Source organism: Saccharothrix tamanrassetensis (assembly GCF_014203665.1).
In the GTDB taxonomy this organism is placed as follows: domain Bacteria; phylum Actinomycetota; class Actinomycetes; order Mycobacteriales; family Pseudonocardiaceae; genus Actinosynnema; species Actinosynnema tamanrassetense.
On sequence record NZ_JACHJN010000008.1, the window covers coordinates 180110 to 197697 of the forward strand.

15 protein-coding genes are annotated in these 17588 nt (G+C 68.0%); 12 read left to right on the forward strand and 3 right to left on the reverse strand.

Annotation, left to right across the window (positions count from 1 at the left end):
- The 5 genes from FHS29_RS25035 to FHS29_RS25055 all read left to right on the forward strand — a co-directional run bounded on the left by FHS29_RS25035 (position 1) and on the right by FHS29_RS25055 (position 9136).
- Entirely contained in the window at positions 1-3315 is a 3315-nt protein-coding gene (locus FHS29_RS25035; protein WP_184694466.1) for a lantibiotic dehydratase, read from the forward strand.
- The gene (locus tag FHS29_RS25040) at positions 3296-5140 is read left to right on the forward strand and encodes an ABC transporter ATP-binding protein (protein ID WP_184694468.1); all 1845 of its coding nucleotides are present in this window, start codon (positions 3296-3298) and stop codon (positions 5138-5140) included. The genes FHS29_RS25035 and FHS29_RS25040 overlap by 20 nt, the downstream gene beginning before the upstream one ends.
- A gap of 19 nt (positions 5141-5159) precedes the next feature.
- A complete protein-coding gene (locus FHS29_RS25045; RefSeq protein WP_184694471.1) occupies positions 5160-6497 on the forward strand; it encodes an erythromycin esterase family protein in 1338 nt (445 codons plus the stop codon).
- A gap of 128 nt (positions 6498-6625) precedes the next feature.
- Positions 6626-7108 (forward strand): hypothetical protein, encoded by a 483-nt coding sequence (locus FHS29_RS25050; RefSeq protein WP_184694473.1) that lies wholly within the window; start codon positions 6626-6628, stop codon positions 7106-7108.
- Positions 7109-8086: 978 nt separating this feature from the next.
- Entirely contained in the window at positions 8087-9136 is a 1050-nt protein-coding gene (locus FHS29_RS25055; RefSeq protein WP_184694475.1) for a hypothetical protein, read from the forward strand.
- Between the two features lie 196 nt (positions 9137-9332).
- Here FHS29_RS25055 and FHS29_RS25060 read toward each other — a convergent pair whose 3' ends face one another.
- Positions 9333-10559 carry a Fic family protein gene (locus tag FHS29_RS25060; protein WP_184694477.1) on the reverse strand — a complete coding sequence of 409 codons (1227 nt, stop codon included), beginning with the start codon at positions 10557-10559 and terminating at the stop codon, positions 9333-9335.
- A 1137-nt stretch (positions 10560-11696) separates the two neighbouring features.
- On the opposite strand from FHS29_RS25060, the gene FHS29_RS25065 reads away from it, so the two are divergent.
- The 6 genes from FHS29_RS25065 to FHS29_RS25090 all read left to right on the forward strand — a co-directional run bounded on the left by FHS29_RS25065 (position 11697) and on the right by FHS29_RS25090 (position 15159).
- Positions 11697-11993 carry a hypothetical protein gene (locus FHS29_RS25065; protein ID WP_184694479.1) on the forward strand — a complete coding sequence of 99 codons (297 nt, stop codon included), beginning with the start codon at positions 11697-11699 and terminating at the stop codon, positions 11991-11993.
- A 71-nt stretch (positions 11994-12064) separates the two neighbouring features.
- Entirely contained in the window at positions 12065-12688 is a 624-nt protein-coding gene (locus FHS29_RS25070; RefSeq protein WP_184694480.1) for a hypothetical protein, read from the forward strand.
- Between the two features lie 197 nt (positions 12689-12885).
- On the forward strand, positions 12886-13215 hold the full coding sequence (locus FHS29_RS25075; RefSeq protein ID WP_184694849.1) for a PadR family transcriptional regulator: 330 nt from the start codon (positions 12886-12888) through the stop codon (positions 13213-13215).
- Positions 13216-13217: 2 nt separating this feature from the next.
- Positions 13218-13586, forward strand: coding sequence for a DUF1048 domain-containing protein (locus tag FHS29_RS25080; RefSeq protein WP_184694482.1), 369 nt, complete (start codon positions 13218-13220; stop codon positions 13584-13586).
- Positions 13583-14401 (forward strand): ABC transporter ATP-binding protein, encoded by an 819-nt coding sequence (locus FHS29_RS25085; RefSeq protein ID WP_184694484.1) that lies wholly within the window; start codon positions 13583-13585, stop codon positions 14399-14401. The genes FHS29_RS25080 and FHS29_RS25085 overlap by 4 nt, the downstream gene beginning before the upstream one ends.
- Positions 14398-15159, forward strand: a complete 762-nt coding sequence (locus FHS29_RS25090) for an ABC transporter permease (protein WP_184694486.1) — start codon at positions 14398-14400, stop codon at positions 15157-15159. The genes FHS29_RS25085 and FHS29_RS25090 overlap by 4 nt, the downstream gene beginning before the upstream one ends.
- A gap of 119 nt (positions 15160-15278) precedes the next feature.
- On the opposite strand, the gene FHS29_RS25095 is transcribed toward FHS29_RS25090, so the two are convergent.
- Both FHS29_RS25095 and sigJ read right to left on the reverse strand, forming a co-directional pair.
- Positions 15279-15545 (reverse strand): hypothetical protein, encoded by a 267-nt coding sequence (locus tag FHS29_RS25095; RefSeq protein ID WP_184694488.1) that lies wholly within the window; start codon positions 15543-15545, stop codon positions 15279-15281.
- Positions 15546-15861: 316 nt separating this feature from the next.
- Entirely contained in the window at positions 15862-16794 is a 933-nt protein-coding gene (sigJ, locus tag FHS29_RS25100; protein ID WP_184694490.1) for an RNA polymerase sigma factor SigJ, read from the reverse strand.
- Positions 16795-17119: 325 nt separating this feature from the next.
- Between sigJ and FHS29_RS25105 the strand changes: the two genes are divergently transcribed.
- The gene (locus FHS29_RS25105) at positions 17120-17560 is read left to right on the forward strand and encodes a YybH family protein (RefSeq protein ID WP_184694492.1); all 441 of its coding nucleotides are present in this window, start codon (positions 17120-17122) and stop codon (positions 17558-17560) included.
- Positions 17561-17588 lie beyond the last annotated feature (28 nt).

Consider the following 17588-nt stretch of genomic DNA (forward strand, 5'->3'; position numbering starts at 1 on the left):
ATGAGCGAACCGTCACGGGACGAGTCTTTGGCGGACGAGCGGGCCGGCTACCGCGCCGCCGGGTTCTACCTGCTTCGCGTACCGACACTGCCCTCGGGGGAGTACCTGGACATGATGTCGACGGCGGGCGCGGACCAGCCGGCGCGGGAACATGACGACGCGGATCTCGACCGACTGCGTGACGAGGGCAGGAAGCGGTTGCGTGAGATCGCGGCCCGGCCGCGGGTGGCACAGGCACTCCGGGTCGCCAGCCCGAGCCTGGTGACGGGCCTGGCCAAACTGGAGTCGGGAAACGCCAGGAAGCCCGGCCGGGTATACGCCTCCCTGCTCCGCTACCTCACCCGGATGGCCACCAGACCGACGCCGTACGGGCTCTTCGCCGCGGTGGGGATGGGTGAGTTCGCCGCGACGACCGCGGCCACGCTGGCCACCGACCCGGTCGCCGAGACGCGGACACGAGCCGATCTGGCCTGGTTGCTCGCCCTGATCAAGGCGATCGAGGAGGACGGAGCGCGCCGGGACGAACTCCGCGTCGCCGTCAACCCGTTGCTGTACCAGGTCGGCAACCGGGCGGTGCTGCCGTTCGCCGACGTGCACGGGCAGTCCGACAACCGCTCGATCGCGTTCCGGGTCACCGAACCGGTGCGCGTCGCGCTGCGCGCGGCCCAGCTGCCCGGTACCGGCTACGCCGACGTCGTCGCCGCCGTGCGGGACGAGATGCCCGGTGCGACCGAGGAACAGGTGCGCACGATGCTCGGCCAGCTCTGGGACGTGCACGTGGTGACCAGCGATCTCCGGCCGTCCTTGACGGTTTCGCTGCCGGAGCTGGACCTCGTCGAGAAACTGGACGGCCTGCCGGGCTGCGCGGCGGTGCAGGACGAGCTGCGGCGGCTGCGCACGCTGACCACCACGGTCGACGAAGGGCGTGGTTGCGATGGCGGCGTCGGTCTGGACGAACTCTCGCGGCAGCAACGTGCGCTGACACCGGGCTACGACGGCGACACCTACCAGCTGGACACCGGACTGGCGATGGTGGACCGCAGGTTGTCCGAGGACGTCGCACGGACCGCCGAGGACGCGGTGCGGACGCTGACCAGGCTCGGGGCCTCCCCCGGGCGGCCTCAGCACATCGTGGAGTACCACAACGCTTTCCTTGAACGGTACGGCATCGGGGCCGAGGTACCGGTGCTGGAGCTGCTCAGCCCCGAGGCCGGTCTGGACGCGCCGGCGACCTACCTGTCGCCGGCGCGGTCCTACCCGTTGCCCGTCATCCCGGAGGAGGACCACTCGCACCGGGACATGGTGTTGTCCGCGTTCGCCTCGCGGGCCCTCTACCGAGGCGACGACGCGGTGGAACTCACCGACGAAAGGCTCGCCACGCTCACGGCGCACGACTCGCCGGGAGGCCACGTCGCCGCACGGCCTTCGCTCGACCTGTACATGCAGCTGGCCGCGGAGTCGCGGGCCGCGCTGGATCGCGGCGACTGGCGCATGGTCCTGTGCTCCGGGTCGACGACCGACGGCGGACGCACGTTCGGCAGGTTCTTCGACCTGTTCGGCCCGGAGTCGCTCGCGAAGCTCGTGGAGTTCACCCGCGCCGAGGAGCGGCTGCTACCCGACGTGGTGTTCGCCGAACTCAGCTACCTCACCCCGTTCGGCCGCAGCGGCAACGTGACCGTGCACCCGCCCCTGCGCCGTCATGAAGTATGTGTCAACACCGCGCCCTCGGTACCGGAAGAGCAGCGGATTCCGCTCGGCGACATCCACGTCGGGGCGACTGTGGACCGCTTCTACCTGCGTTCACGACGGCTGGGCAAGGAGCTGTACATCACCCAGAGCCACATGCTCGGGCACATCGGGGCGCCGAACGTCTGCCGTCTGCTGCTGGAACTGTCCCAGGACCTCTTCGCGCTGCTGCCCAGTTTCGACTGGGGAGTCGTCGGCGCCGCGCCGTACCTGCCCAGGGTGACCAGGGGCCGCGTCGTGCTGCACCCGGCGCAGTGGCGGCTCGGCGCGAGTTCGCTGCCCGGCTTGGCGAAGGACGCCGACCTGCCTGACGACAACGAGTTCTTCGGGATGGTGCGTCAATGGCGGCGCGAGTGGAACGTGCCCCGCTATGTCTACCTGGTGTGGATGGACAACCGCCTGCTGCTCGACCTCGAACACCCGCTCGCGGTCGACGAGCTCCGGTACGAGGTCCGGCGTGCGATGCGGAGCGACCGCCGCAGCGGGGTGCTGCTCCACGAAATGCTCCCCGGCTTCTCGGACGCCTGGTTGACCGACACCGAGGGCAAGCACTACCAATGCGAGGTCGTCGTGCCGCTGCTGGCGAAGCGCGCCGCGGACGTCCGCCGGCCGGCCATCGGCGCGGCACCGGTCGTGAGGGGAGGCGACGCGCCGGGACTGCTGCCGGGCGGCACCGCGACGGTGACGCCTGATCGGCGCAAGCACATCGGATCCGAGTGGGTGTACCTCAAGTTGTACGCCGCCACCGTGCAGCAGGACGACATCGTGACCGGCGCGGCGGCTTCGCTGATCGCGGCCCTGCGCGCGGAAGGTTCGTTGGACCGGTGGTTCTACCTCCGCTACGGCGATCCGGAGCCGCACCTGCGGATAAGGCTGCGCGTACGGCAGGACCACGACTCGCTCGCCGTGCTGGCGAGAACCGCCGAGTGGGCCCGCGGCCTGGTCGAGGCCGGACAGGCCGCCGATTTCGCTTTCACCAGCTACCAGCGGGAGATCGAGCGCTACGGAGGCCGAGAGATGATCGACACGGCCGAGTCCGTGTTCGAACGTTCCAGCGAGGTCTCGATCGGTCTGCTGGACGTCCTGCGCCGGCACAAGGCGAGTCTGGAACCCGAAGTCGTGTGCGTGCTCGCGATGCACGAACTGTGCCGGGCGTGGGGACGCGATCCGGTGCACGAGATCCGGCCGGGGGCCGAACTCGACGTATCCGGGAAGACCCGTGCCCACTTCCGGACCGTGCAGTCGACGCTGTGCGATCTGCTCGAACCATGGGACGAGCACCCGGACCCGGTCGCGCGGAGCTGCCAAGACGAGCTCCGCCGAGTCTTCGCCGGGCAACGGGAGACCGTGGCGGCGGCCGGTGAGCGGGCACGGAGCCTGGCGGCACAGGGCCTGCTGGCGGGCAGCGAGGACACGATCCTCGGCAGCCTGGTGCACATGCAGGTCAACCGCCTGCTGGGGATCGCGCGGGAGCGCGAGGTGCTCTGCCACGAACTGTGGTCGCTGGCGCGCAGGTCCATTCGCCGTCGGCCGGGCTGGGGGGAGCACGATGACGGCGAACAGCGCTGAAGACGCGCCACGGCAACAGAACCACTGGCTGCGTGCCCTGGTACTGCTGTGGCGGGTCAGTCCGCCGCAGATGTCCGGAGTGTTGGCGACGACGCTGGTGGTCGCGCTGGTTCCCGCGCTCAACGTGTCGCTGACCACGCACGCCGTGCAGTCGGTCGCCGATGCCGTGAGCCGGCGTGATTCGGCACAGGCGCTGAACCAGGCCCTGCTCGCGGCGGGGGCGATCGCGGTGGTCACCGCGATCGCGCAACTGCTGACCGCCGCCCGTGGCTACCTGGAAACGCTGCTGCGGTACCGGATGGCGAACAGCATCCAGCTGCGGATCATGGAGAAGTCGGTCCAGCTGCCGCTCCAGGACTTCGAGGACGCCGGAACCTACGACAAGCTGCAACGCGCCAACCGGGAGTCCATGCACCGCCCGTACCAGATCTTCACCAACCTGATCTCGACGGTGTCCAGCGCGGTGTCGCTCAGCGCGGTCAGCGTCGTCCTGATCTCCTGGGACGTCCGGATCGCCCTGCTGGTCATGGTGGCGCCGCTGCCTTCGCTGGCGGCCAACATCTTCTTCAGCCGGATCATCTGGAAGCTCGAATACGACCGGTCCACGGACCGCAGGCGGGTGAACTACCTGCAGTACCTCGTCACGACCGACCGCAACTACAAGGAGACGAGGCTGTTCTCGCTCGGGCACCTGTTCGTCGGCCAGTTCCGCGACCTGGTGGAGCGCTTCTACCTGATCGACCGCAAGTGGGAAGGCAGACAGGCGGCCGCCACTGCCGCACTCGGCATGCTGAGCGTCGCCACCGCGGCCGTCGCCATCCTCTTCGCGGTGCACGTCACGGTGTCCAGTGGCACGATCGGCCAGTTCGCCGGCTACGTGATGGCCGTGACGCTGGTGCAGACCACGATCCAGACGCTCGTCGGCAGTGTGGCCCAGCTGTACGAGCACAACCTGTTCCTCGGCAACCTCTTCTCCTTCCTGGAGAAGCCGGCGCGCGGACCGGGCACCGACGGGAAGCGCCCGTTCCCGAAGACCTTGCGCAAGGGCATCGAGTTCCGCGAGGTGTCGTTCACCTACCCCGGAACGGACAACGTCGTCCTCGACCGGGTGAACCTGTTCCTCCCGGCGGGACAATGCGTCGCATTGGTTGGTCCGAACGGGGCCGGCAAGACCACAATCGTGAAGCTGATCGCACGGTTCTACGACTGCGGCGGCGGCAGCATCCTGATCGACGACGTCCCGGTGGAGCAGTACGACGTCGAGGACCTCCGGAAGAACATCGGAGTCATCTTCCAGGACTTCATCCAGTACGAGGCGTCCGCGCTGGACAACATCGGGTTCGGCAACCTCGCGGCGCGCGACGACCGGGCGAAGGTCACCGAGGCGGCGCGCCAGGCGGGCGCCTTGCCGTTCCTCGAACAACTGCCGAAGGGACTGGACACCCAGCTCGGTCGCTGGTTCGAGGAGGGGCGTCAACTGTCCGGAGGGCAGTGGCAGAAGGTGGCGCTCAGCCGGGCGTTCCTGCGTGACGCGCCGGTCATGGTGCTGGACGAGCCGACCGCGTCCATCGACGCGGCCACGGAGGCGGAGGTCTTCGGCAGGCTGAAGGAGATCGCCGGACGCGCGACCACGCTGCTCATCGCACACCGGTTCTCGACGGTCCGGGTGGCCGACCACATCGTGGTGATCGACCGCGGCAAGGTGCTGGAGGAGGGCAGCCACCCCGAGCTGATGGCGAGGAACGGCATGTACGCCAACCTTTTCCAGCTCCAGGCGGCGGGATACCAGTATGATGTCGACGACTGTGCGTCCTTGCAGGATTGAGCACGGCGTAGGGGAGCCGATGGCGAAACTCCGGGTGGATCGTGACGCGGTCTCGTCCTGGCTCACCGAGTCCGCGATCGTGCTCCGGACCCTCGAGCCCGAGGGTGGTTCCGAGGACCTGACACCATTCGCCACGGTGCTGGCGGGCGTACAGGTCGTCGGACTGGGCGAGGCGACGCACGGCAGCAAGGAGTTCTTCACCCTCAAGCACCGGCTGATCCGGTTCCTGGTGCGCGAACTGGGCTTCACGGTGGTGGCCTTCGAGGCGGGCAGGTCCGCCTGCCGGGCCGTCGACGACTACATCGCGTCCGGCGAGGGCACCGCTTCGGCGGCGTTGACCGGTCTGGGTTACTGGACGTGGGACACCTACGAAGTGCTCGCCCTGATCGAGTGGCTCAGGGAGTACAACGCCTCGGTGCCCGCCGACCGGCGGGTGCGGTTCCACGGCATCGATTCGGGGATCGACCCGGTCGCGGTACAGCTGGTCGCGAAGTACCTGGACACCGTCGCCCCGCAACGCACGGGGCCTTTCCGCGCAGCGATCCGGACGTTGACCACGAGCGGCACCTCGACCAGCATCGGTGGCCTCGTCAGGGAGTCCGTCGCCGGGGCGGTGCGCCGCGTGTTCCGGCGGAAGGCCGTGGCCGGTTCGGAGAGCGCCCACACCGCGAGCCGGGTTCTCCGGGACACCGTCGAGTTCCTGCGGGCCGACCGTGCCGAACTCGTCGCGGCGAGCTCGGTGCGAGACTGGTCCGAAGTCGTCGAGAGTGCCACGGAACTGGCGAACGCGGCGGACATCGCGGCGTATCCGTTGCTGAGCGCGAAAGGGTGCGCCGTACGGGACCGGTACCTGGCCGACGCCGTGCGGGAGCTGACAGGCGACGGCGAACGGGTGGTCGTGTGGGCGCACAACGGTCACGTGGCGCGGAGCACGGTGAGCCGGGGCGTCGCGAGTATGGGGGCGCACCTCAGTGACGTGTACGGCAGCGCTTACTACGCACTGGGGCTGACCTTCAACCAAGGGTCGTTCCAGGCCTCACGGGCCGAGGTCGCCGGGAATACCGGCCTCGCCGAGTTCACCGTGGAGCCCGCCGTGCCGCGGAGCGCGGAAGCACTGCTCGCACGGCCGGGGATCGGTGACTACCTGATCGACTTCCGCGCGGCGCGGTCCAGCGAACCGGTCATGGCCTGGCTGACCACGCCCGCACCGACGCGTTCCTACGGCGCGATTGTCGGGTTCTGGCCCATGATGAAGAAGGTCACCGGTTCGGTGACGCTCGCCGAGGAGTACGACGGACTGGCTTTCGTCGAGCGGACGACGCGTGCGCGATCATGCGAGCCCGGCATCGACCGGTGACGCGTTCCCGGCCGCGGCGCGGCGTTGCTTCCATTGGCGGTGAACGATTCCGCCTACCAGAACCGGAGGTGGGAGGCGATCGGAATCTTCCACCTGTGGTTGTGCGGATCGTCGCTACCATCGGGCAGATGACTCCCCGCGCACCACTCGCCGCTGTCGTCGTGCTCCTGCTCTCCGCCTGTGGAGGAACCCCGGAGAACGCACCGGAGAACACACCGGGGAACACGCCGGAGGGCGGGCCGGAGGCGGCTCTGAAGGCCCTTGTCGAAGCTGCCGACGCGCGGGACGACGAGGCGGTGCGCAAGCTCGTCTGCCCCGAGCGCTGGAGCGAAGCCCGGACCTTCGCCGCGAAGCAGGCCGAGGCCGCGCAGTTCGATCCCCGCCTGGCCGACATCCGCTACCGGTTCACCGCCAAGGAGGTCCGGGACCGGACCGACACGGCGGCGACCGGTCTGCTCGACGTCGAGGTGGAGGGGTTGCCCGACGACTTGTCGCCCGAGGCCCATTCGGGCCTCGACGCGATGGAGGCCCCGATCCCGGTCTCCCTGCTCGGTCCGGACCGCACGATCAAGCTGGTCAAGCAGGGCGACACCTGGGTGGCCTGCCGCTGACCCATTGGGGGAGTCGCCAGGTCACCACACCGACTCTGGGAGAGCAGGCCGCATCACGCGTCCTGAACCGGGCACCGAGGCGGGCATCGCGAGGGTGCACGCGTTGGCGACGCGCTGACAATCGCCCAGCGGCATCCTGCTTGACGCACGGAGCGCTATTGTCGAGGAACGTCGATACCGGCTTTGGTGATCAGTTCGCCGACAAGCCGGGGTGTCGCTTCATGTCCGGTGGGCACGGCGGTGTTCGGGGACGAGATCAATACGCTGCCCGGTTCATCTTCGGCGCCGGCGTAAGTCGCAGCCGGTGTAGCGCCGCAGTACCTCCGATCGAGCCGCGATCACTCCGACTTGCGACTGTCCGATGGTCCATTGTGGACGGTTTGGGCCGGCGGCAAAGATCGACGTGTATCCAGGACCCATGACGAACATCGATCGGAGCGCTGGTACGGCAGGGCCGCAGGCCTGAGTCGGGTTCCGCCCGGGGCGTCCGGGAAACGTTTGCGACGACATCGTCGATAGAGGACGCGGGTGATGGAGCATTGAATGTGCGCAGTGCCATCGACCGGGGTTGACCTGGTAATCATGGCCGCTGGTCGGGTGTGGGGGCAGGTATGAGGAGGGGATCGTGCCGCACTGTCCGCGCCCGGGGACTACCCGTGATGTGTCACTCGAACAGTTGACTTTCGTTGATCACGTGTGCAAGAACTTGCGGGCCTTGTTTCGGACGTGGGGGGCTCATCCGAATCCGGCCCGGACTGCGTTGAATGGGCGACGAGGGCTCCGCTCGTCCACGAGAGCCTGCATGATCGAGGGGGAACGATCGCGCGAAGAGGCGAAGGGGTGTGCTCACGAAGGGGAGAAGCCGGGCCGATAGAGGAGTTGTCGCTGGTGAATCGGGTGTGGAACAGGCCTCCGGACGACGTCGAGCTGCTCCGCTGTTTCCAAGTTCTGGACCTGCACTCCTTGCCGGCCCGCCCCTTGGCCGCCGGTGCCGCTCTCGATCTCGACCTGTTCGATCAATTCGCGGCCCAACGAAATGAGACAGCCTCGGGTCTGGTGCGAATTGCCGGAGGTGAGTTCGCATGGCACCCAGAGCCACCTCCGCTGCCGCTGCCCTGGGACGAGTCCGCCGAGCTGGTGACACGTCGTGTCGGCGAGGACCTCCTCGTCACCCTCGACTCCGTCTGCGCCCTGCTGGACCGGACGGTGGAGGGGTTCGAGTACACCGTCGCCGCGACCGCTGTGCCGCCGATCGGTTTCGCCGACCCGCCCCAGGCCACCTCGTGGATACGCAGACACCTGACGCTGTCGTTGTCCGCCGTGCGCGCCGCCGGTCGTGCCAGGCTGAGGTTGCTGGCCACGGTCCTGGCGGCACACCTGTGGACTTGCACACCGACCGACGTGTCACGGCAGTGGGCGGAGGGCCTGGCCGACGCGGGCACGCGCGCCGCGATCGACGACCGGCAACCCCGCCGCTTGGCGGGACTGTTGCGGTTGAGCGCTCGCTGGTTCGCCGCCTCGGGGGATTTCGTCACCGCCAATGCCCACGGGGTTCGCGAGTGGACGGTGTGGAAGGAACTCGGTGACACCGCGGGCATGATCGACACCTTGTGGCGGCGGGCGGAGATCTACCGCGCGGACCGACGCGGTAACCGCGAGCTGGATTGCTACCAGCGCCTGCGGTCGTTGTACCAGGGCATCGACGACCGATTCGGCCTGGTGCGCACCCAGGTCGCCCGCGGCGTCGCCCTCATCGTCGTCGGACGACCCCGCAACGCCACCGAGCAGTTGCGTGACGCGGCGCGCGCAGTCGACGACCTGTCCGACGTCCCACCCTCCGACCTCGCCTCACTGTTGGAGACCCTCGGGCGGGCCTTCTGGCGCCTGGGTGCCGTGGGCACGGCCAAAAGGCAGTTCAGCGGTGCGTTACGGCTGCTGGTCGATCACGATGACCAGGCCGCCCAACGCATCCGTTCGCTGCTGGCCCATCCCGAGCACGCGCCTCTGCCTGGGCGTGGAATCGGCTAGTCGCGCCATAAACTCGCCAGTGCCAGAGCGATCTGGATCAGAGTGATCAGCGGCTTGAGCACCGCCGGCGCCACGCGGCGTCCTGGCTGGTGCGGCGTCTTGAGGCGGCGGTGCCGGCCGCGGTGCGGCTGGCGGCAGTGGGGATTCGGGCACGCACGTGGGGACATGGTGAGCTTGCTGCTTTCGGGAGATGGGATCAGTTCGCGGGAGGGAAGAAGGCGTGCCTGTCGGACGACGGGGCCGCGGGAACCTGCAGCGCGTACAGGTCCAGCACCGGCTGGCACACGAACACCTTGTTGTACGACTTGCCGTCGACGATCTCCAGGATCCCGACCTGCACCAAGTGGCGGGTGACCTGGGTCGCGGTGCGGTTGGCCATGCCGTAGATCGTCTCCAGCGCGCGGTTGCTCGTGACCGGAGCGGTGATCAACCCGCTCACCACCCGCTGCACCGTGGGCGAGCCTTTCGCTTGTTCCAGCAAGCTCTGACGCAGCGCGTTGAGCTGGTCGATCAACAACAACTGCGCCGAGGCCTGGGCGCGCACCGCTCCCGCGAAGAATAAGATCCAGTCCTCGATCGGGCCGCCGTCGACCACCGCACGGATGCGTGCGTGGTACTCCTGCTCGTGCTCGTCCAACCAGGTCGACAGCGCCAGTACGTGATCACGCAGCAATCCCGTGCGGACCATCGCCGAGGCGTCGTAGATGCTGGTCAGGTAGGGCCCGGCACCCGGATAGGGGTCCAACAGCACCAAGTGCAGGTGCCCCAGCGAGATCTTGCCGACCCGAGGCAGGGAATGCGGAGCGTCGATCCAGGCCGACCACTGCGCGAGGGCGCTGTGCAGCCGCGCGCCCGGTGGGACGGTCAGGATGCGCGGCTGCCCGCCCTTGCGGCTGGCCAGCCAACTCTGACCGGTGCGCAGCCCGGACTCGGCCATGTCGGGATCGCCGCCGGTCAGCTTCTCGCCGACCTGGCGGATCAGCTCGGCGTCGAAGGGTCCTCCCTGCGCCAATCGGGCTGCGCCGTGCTCGACGGCCTGCAACAACCGACCCATCGGAGCGCGTTCCAACAACACCTCCTCGGGCTCGCCGACCCCTTCGGCCGCGCGCGTCAACAACAGGCTGGTCATCCAAGCCTCGGAGAAGTCCGCGCTCGTGCCGGCCATCTCCGCCGCGCTCTGCACCTCCCGCAACCGCGTGGACAACTCGAACATCGCGTGATCGGGAAGGCCGCGAGTTCTTTCGTTCAGTTCGCCCAGGGTGTGCTCAGCCATCGCCTGCACGCGGTGGGTCTCGGTGGGCAGAATAAAATCGGACGGCAGGGGATGCGGCACGTACGCCCGCATCCCCCGCATCCACTCGGGCGAATCGCCGGTCTCCGACCGCTCGACCCACTCGCCGTAAGGCACTGGCGTAACACCCATAGCTGCAGCGTGGAGCAACCGACCACAACACTGCAAGTGGTCAATTTGGCTACGTCAAGATCAACTCGTCGGTCCGGGTGCGCGTGCATACGCGCGTGCACGACCGGGTGGCGTGACCGAACTCGTGTTCGTGCACGTCAGCCCTGAACAAGACTCGAATAAATCGCAATAATGCGGACAGCGGGCCTCCGGGGTGTCATCCCCGTGTCACCGGAAGTCTTTGCGGCCCTGCCGGTACACCGGGTGTGTCGTAGGAGGAAATTCACCCGTTCGAGCGCCGTGTTCAGCGGCTTCCGCAGCTCAACACGGCCACGGTAACGGCTCGGATGCGTAGGCAGCTCGCTTTCCCACCTGGGCTACCGCGATGCGCCCGCCGTTGTGGGGTGACCCGTTCGGACCGAGTGTGCGTGGTCAGTGGTCGAGTGGGCCACGTTGCGGATCGGCTCCCTGGATGTCGGTGGGACGTCGGTCCGGACACGGAGCCTTCGGAAGCCTCCAGTCCGAGGTGCGCTAGGCAGGCCAACGGGGCAGGACTTCGCGCGGCCACCGTGCGTCTCCGGTGCGAACGATCCGCCCACTCCTGTCGGGCCTCTGAAGACGACCTTTCAGTCCGGGTCGGCGGGTTGATGTCCATGTGGGTGTCAGGGCATGTCCATAGACACCTCTTGCGTCTTATTGACGTGGAATAGCGCAGCTCAGCAGATGTTTTCCGCCCATCCATCTATGTGTGAGGTGGGCCACATGCGTTGATCCTATGATGGCTTCCTGCGGGGGTCGATTCACCTCGATCGCGCACCCTGGCCCTTCCGTTGGTAGCGGTTGAGCGCGGGGTTTCGGCGGTTCCCGCTGGAGACGGGTTCCGTCAGCAACACGAAGCCCCGGACGGCGCGTCGCCGTCCGGGGCTTTCGCTCGCGTGGACACCCTGCTGTCCCGATGGACACATGTCGTGATCCCGCCTCTGGTCAGCACATGCCCGTTGTGGTCGAATCCGGCTCGTCACCCGATAGAGGTCATGGTCGGCGGTCTCCAGCCGCTAGGTGGCATCCCGGTCGAAAGCTCAACCGCTACCGAATGAAGCCTCCAGTGCTCTCGCCTCGTCGTGGGAGGCCTGGTTGGTCTACGTGAAAGGGCTACGCGTGTACACCCCCCACGATCGCGACCGACCGTGCGGCCGGTTCGCCTGGGCTGACGTCCCGGTGCTCTGCCTGGCGTTCGCCGCTGCCTGGTACCTGTCGCACTACGAGCACTACTCGGTTCCGGTGGCGGTCGCGACCTCGGCGGCGACCCTCGGTTTGTTCGCCGTGGTGCTCTCCGCGCCGAGCGGCGTGCGCCGCGCGGTCACGTTGTTGACCGCGCTCAGCGGGACTCCGGCAACCGCCGCACCTGAGCTGACGACGTCTGTAATCGTGGGTGAGCCGGCAGGGCCGCGGTAGTGACCACTGGGAAGTACCTGGCCGTACAGCAATCCATGCTGAGGGCCGAATCCGCGACGGAGTTCCGCTCCATGCTCGACCGCATCCGACGGGAAGCCGGGCTGAGCTGTGGGCAGATCGCGGTGAAGGCGGGTATCCCGCGCAGTCAAGCCTACGCACTCGTCGACGCCAAGCGCTCGGCGTTGCCGAACAAACCTGACCAGGTGATCGCGTTCCTGAGGGCGTGCAACCTCTCGCCGATGCACGCGGACATCGTCATGGACCGACTCAGTGACCTGAAGCGGCGGCATGTTCCCGGCGGGGTGGCCGCACAAGAAAACTCGGAAGACGTGGACTTCACGAGAGAGGTGAGAGCCTCCACGGCCGAACCACTGGGCGACACCGCGCCGCGTACCAATCACGACAGGCAGGACATCGTCGTCAACATGGGGAAGTTGACGCACGTGCGCAGAACCAACAACACGCCCCTCGTCTACCTCGTGCACTACGTGCTGGCGAGCGATGAGCGGACCAGACGGGCGAACCGGCTCTTGTTGACCCTCGGCCTCGTCCTCTCGTTGGTGCTCGTAGCCCTTGGGGGAGTGCTGATCCTGGTGCCCGACGCGATCCGCGCGTGGGTGGTCGGCGGTTTCGCCGGATCGGTTGCCGTAGGCACGCTCATCTTCATCAGGGCTGTTGTCCGGAGCTACGACTGACGCTGGGCGCAGGTCGCCGCGTCCCGGCCGTGTCAGGGGCGGTGTCAGGGCGATGACTGCGCGGCGTCAGGACGTCGGCTGATCCTGGTCGCGGTGATCAGGTCCCGCGGCTCGCGAGGCTTGCGCGTCCGCCGCTACTCAGCTTTACTAGGTACCGGTACTCAGCAACAGTGAGTAGCTCGAAGGTGGTGGTCTGCATGGGCAAGCAGGTGACGGAAATGCTCAAAGGCGTGCTGGAGGGGATCGTCCTGGCGATCCTGTCCGGTCGGTCCGCGTACGGCTACGAGATCACCGCGTGGCTGCGCGAGCAGGGTTTCTCCGACATCGCCGAGGGCACCGTCTACGCCCTGCTCATCAGGGTCGAGCAGCGCGGCCTGGTCGACGTGGCGAAGGTTCCGTCGGAGAAGGGGCCGCCCCGCAAGGTGTACTCCCTCAACGCCCGGGGACGCGATCACCTCGAAGAGTTCTGGAGGACCTGGAGCTTCCTCACGGAACGACTGGACAAGCTCCGCGAAGGGGGTAAGTGATCATGAACATCGCAGACCTGGCGTCGAAGGTGATCGGCGACAAGCGGCGCTGGCGGGCGTACAAGGCCCGCACACGGGCGCTTCCCGAGAACTATCGGACGGCGGTCGACGCCCTGGAGCGGTACCTCATGTTCTTCGGGGCCGCCGACGGCGACAGCGCGGCCTCGATGTACGAGGACCTGGCCGACCTGTTCGAACGGGCCGCGGCGGACGCGACGCCCATCCGCGAGATCGTCGGGGAAGACCCCGTGGAGTTCGTCGAGGCGTTCCTGCAGAACTACTCGAAGGGCGGCTGGGTCACCCGGGAGCGGGCTCGACTGACCAACGCCATCAAGAAGGCCGAACAAGAATCCGGGGAGACCTCGTCGTGACGACCCGACCGACCACCGAACCCGCCATCCGCGTGCGGGGCCTGAAGAAGTCCTACAAGGCGCTGGAGGTGCTGCGCGGTGTGGACTTCGACGTGGCGCGCGGCAGCATCCTCGCCCTGCTCGGCTCGAACGGGGCCGGCAAGACCACGGCCGTGAAGATCCTGTCCACGTTGCTCAAAGCCGACGCGGGGACCGTCGGCGTCAACGGCTTCGACGTCGCCACGCAGGCCGCGGAAGTACGGGAATCCATCAGCCTCACCGGACAGTTCGCCGCCGTCGACGAGATCCTGAGCGGACGGGAGAACCTCGTGCTCGTCGCCCGCCTGCGACACCTCGAGAACCCGGGCCGGATCGCGGACGACCTGCTCGACCGCTTCTCGCTGACCGACGCGGGCGCGCGCAAGGTGTCGACGTACTCCGGCGGAATGCGCCGCCGGCTCGACATCGCGATGAGCCTCGTCGGGAACCCGCCGATCATCTTCCTGGACGAGCCGACCACCGGGCTCGACCCCCAGGGGCGCATCGAAGTGTGGCGGGCCGTCAAGGAACTCGCCGACCAGGGCACCACGGTGCTGCTCACCACGCAGTACCTGGACGAAGCCGAACAACTCGCCGACCGGATCGCGATCCTGCACGAGGGACGGATCATCGTGGACGGCACCCTCGCCGAGCTCAAGCGACTGCTCCCGCCCGCCGAGGTCGAGTACGTGGAGAAGCAGCCGACCCTGGAGGACGTCTTCCTCGCGCTCGTCGGCGCCGACAGCACCCAGGCGACGGCCGCGAAGCCGGCCCGCACGAGTGAGGATTCAAGATGAGCAAGCACTTCCTCGGTGACACCACCGTCCTTCTGGGACGTTCGCTGCGTCACATCACCCGCAGCATGGACACCATCATCACGACCGCGATCATGCCGATCGGCATGATGCTGATGTTCGTCTACGTGTTCGGCGGCGCGATCGACACGGGGTCGGATTCGTACGTGCAGTACCTGCTGCCCGGGATCCTGCTCATCACGGTCGCGTCGGGTATCTCCTACACCGCGTTCCGGCTCTTCCTGGACATGAAGGGCGGCATCTTCGAGCGGTTCCAGTCCATGCCGATCGCGCGGTCGGCCGTGCTGTGGGCGCACGTCGTGACCTCGCTGGTCGCCAACCTGATCTCGCTCGTGGTCGTCGTGCTCGTCGCACTCCTCATGGGTTTCCGCTCCTCGGCGGGACTGCCGGCGTGGCTCGCGGTCGCCGGCATCCTCATCCTGTTCACCCTGGCGCTGACGTGGCTGGCCGTCATCCCCGGTCTCACCGCGAAGTCGCCGGACGGCGCGAGCGCGTTCTCCTACCCGCTCATCTTCCTGCCGTTCCTCAGCTCGGCGTTCGTGCCCACCGGCACCATGCCCGGCCCGGTGCGCGCCTTCGCCGAGCACCAGCCGGTGACCTCCATCGTCAACGCCATCCGCGCCCTGTTCACCCAGCAGCCGGTCGGCACCGACATCTGGATCGCCCTCGCCTGGTGCGTCGGCCTCCTCGCCGTGGCCTACACCTTCGCCACGATCACCTACCGGCGCAAGATCTCCTAGCGGGCAGGAGCCGGCCGCCTGTCCGTCCACGACCGATCAGCGACAAGCCTTATCGGAGAACAGGCGCGCGTGCTCCCGGCCGGGCCGGGGTGTCCGTGGTGACGCCCTGACCCATCGGGTCATTCGTCCGACAGGATGGCGAGCCGGGCGACCTCGCTCGGGTGTGACACAGGTTCGGCCACCCGTGCGCCCGTGCTCCAGCCCAGGTCCTCCCGCCACCGCAGCACTCGCCCCGCACTGGTGACGAGCTGCGCGCGGACCGGCGCGGCGGCTACGAGGTCGATGTCCACCTCTACCACGGCGATCCCCGCGGAGCGGAGCACTTCGACCACGGAGTCGAGGTACCGGGCGACGCTGACGGCGTTGTGCTTGCCGGTTCCGGACATGCTGTTCGGTCCTTTCGAGGGCGGCATCGGGCAATCCTGCCGGGGGCGCCGGTGCGCGATGAGAGGCGAAAGGCCCCGTTTGGCCCGACACCGATGGCGCAAGCCCGCCGGAGTGCGGTCACCCTTCGCAGTGCGTCACACGAAAGGATGACTGGGGTTCCCAGATCGGTGGTCGCCGCGTACTGCGGAGTTCTTTTGACTGTGCGGGGATATCGGTGATGGTCGTCATGTCATCAAGGACACAGCCGGGTCCGGCGGTGTTGTGGGCGATGTAGAGGCGCGTGCCGTCGGGGACGGGCGACGGCTGTCGCCCAGCTCAGCCCGTCATCCACGGCCGGAGCTTGTCGGGGTTGAGCACGGCCCAGATGCGCTTGATCCGGTCGCCCACGACCTCGAACGCGTACACCGACATGATGACGTCGTCCAGTTGTGCCACCAGACCGGGCCGGCCGTTCACCGTGCACTCCCGGATCGCCGGCTGACGGGCAGGGATCCGACCGGTCAGGAAGCGTGCGATCTGCTCGGCACCTTCGATCGGGTGGGGCAGGGCTGTGACGACTCCACCGCCGTCACCGACAGCGGTGGCGGCGGGGTCGAGCAGGCCGATGAGGGCGTTGACGTCCTTGGCTTCCCACGCCCGCTTGAAGTCCCGGACGATGCGGGCCTGAAGGGCAGTCGGTGGCGTGGGGGCTTGCGCGGCCCGGATGCGTCGGCGGGCGGAGGTGGCCAGTTGGCGGCAGGCTGCCGGGGTGCGGCCGACGATGTCGGCCACCTCGGCGAAGGGGTAGCGGAAGACGTCGTGCAGGACGAACGCGACGCGCTCGGCCGGGGTCATCGACTCGAGCACGACGAGGAACGCCATGTTGACCGATTCGTCGAGCGTGATGCGGTCGGCCGGATCGGCCGGCGCGCCGTTGGACCGCCCGTTGCCCCACTCGGTGCGGCCGGGCAGCGGTTCGGGGATCCACGTACCCACGTAGCTCTCGCGCCGGACGCGCGCCGAGCGGAGCAGGTCGAGGCAGATGCGGCCGGCGACCCTGGTCAGCCAGCCGCCGGGGGACGCGATGGCTGCCTGCTGCTGCCGGGACATGGCGTACCAGCGGGCGTAGGTCTCCTGGACGACGTCCTCCGCTTCGGCCAGGGAACCCAGCAGCCGGTAGGCGAGGTTGACCAGTCGACGCCGCTCGCTCACGATCTCGCTCAGGCCAGGAGCGGGATCGCCGCCTGCCGGCTCGGACGGGGTGGTCATGGTGTCGTGGCTCCCTTGCTCGGATCTGTCCTCGACAACCCGACGACACAGCGCACCGGAGTGTGAGGTCGGCGCGTCGCCCGTCCACTGACCGAAGGGTTGTTCCGCCGCACCGCCGACACACCGTTCGGCAGGCGGTGGATGTTCGCCAACCAAGGCAACCCGGGCAACCCGGGCAGCCGTGCCGCCTGATCCGGCATCGAGCACCGACGAGTCCGCCGCGGCGCCTCACGTTTTCGAGGGCTGCGTCGTCGGATTACCGGAACCACCACAGGGCCGTCGCCGGGAAAGCCGGTTGCGATCACGATCTTGCACGGAGGATGCGATGGGTTCGAGCGAGTCCGAGGTCAGGGCGTTGTTGGAGAGCCGCGCCGATGCGCAGCAGTCGAAGGACATCGACCGACTCATGTCGTTCTACTCCGCCGACATCGTCTACTACGACGTCGTTCCCCCTCTCCGGTTCACCGGAACCGGAGAGGTCCGCCGCAACTTCGTGCGGTGGTTCGACGGCTACGAAGGCCCCGTCAGCCTGGAAACGCACGAGTCGACCGTCGTGGTGAGCGGAGACGTGGCGTTCGCGAACATGCTCCACCTGGACTCGGGGGAGCGCAGGGGCGGGCTCCGGCAGTCGATCTGGGTACGGGAGACGGTCTGCCTCCGACGGTCGAACGGCAGCTGGTCGATCGTGCACGAACACGTCTCGATTCCGATCGACCCGACCAGCCTGCGAGTGTGGTTCGCCTCGGAGAAGGACCAGCCGGCCTGACCGGTCAACCGGGAAAGCCGCCCCGGGT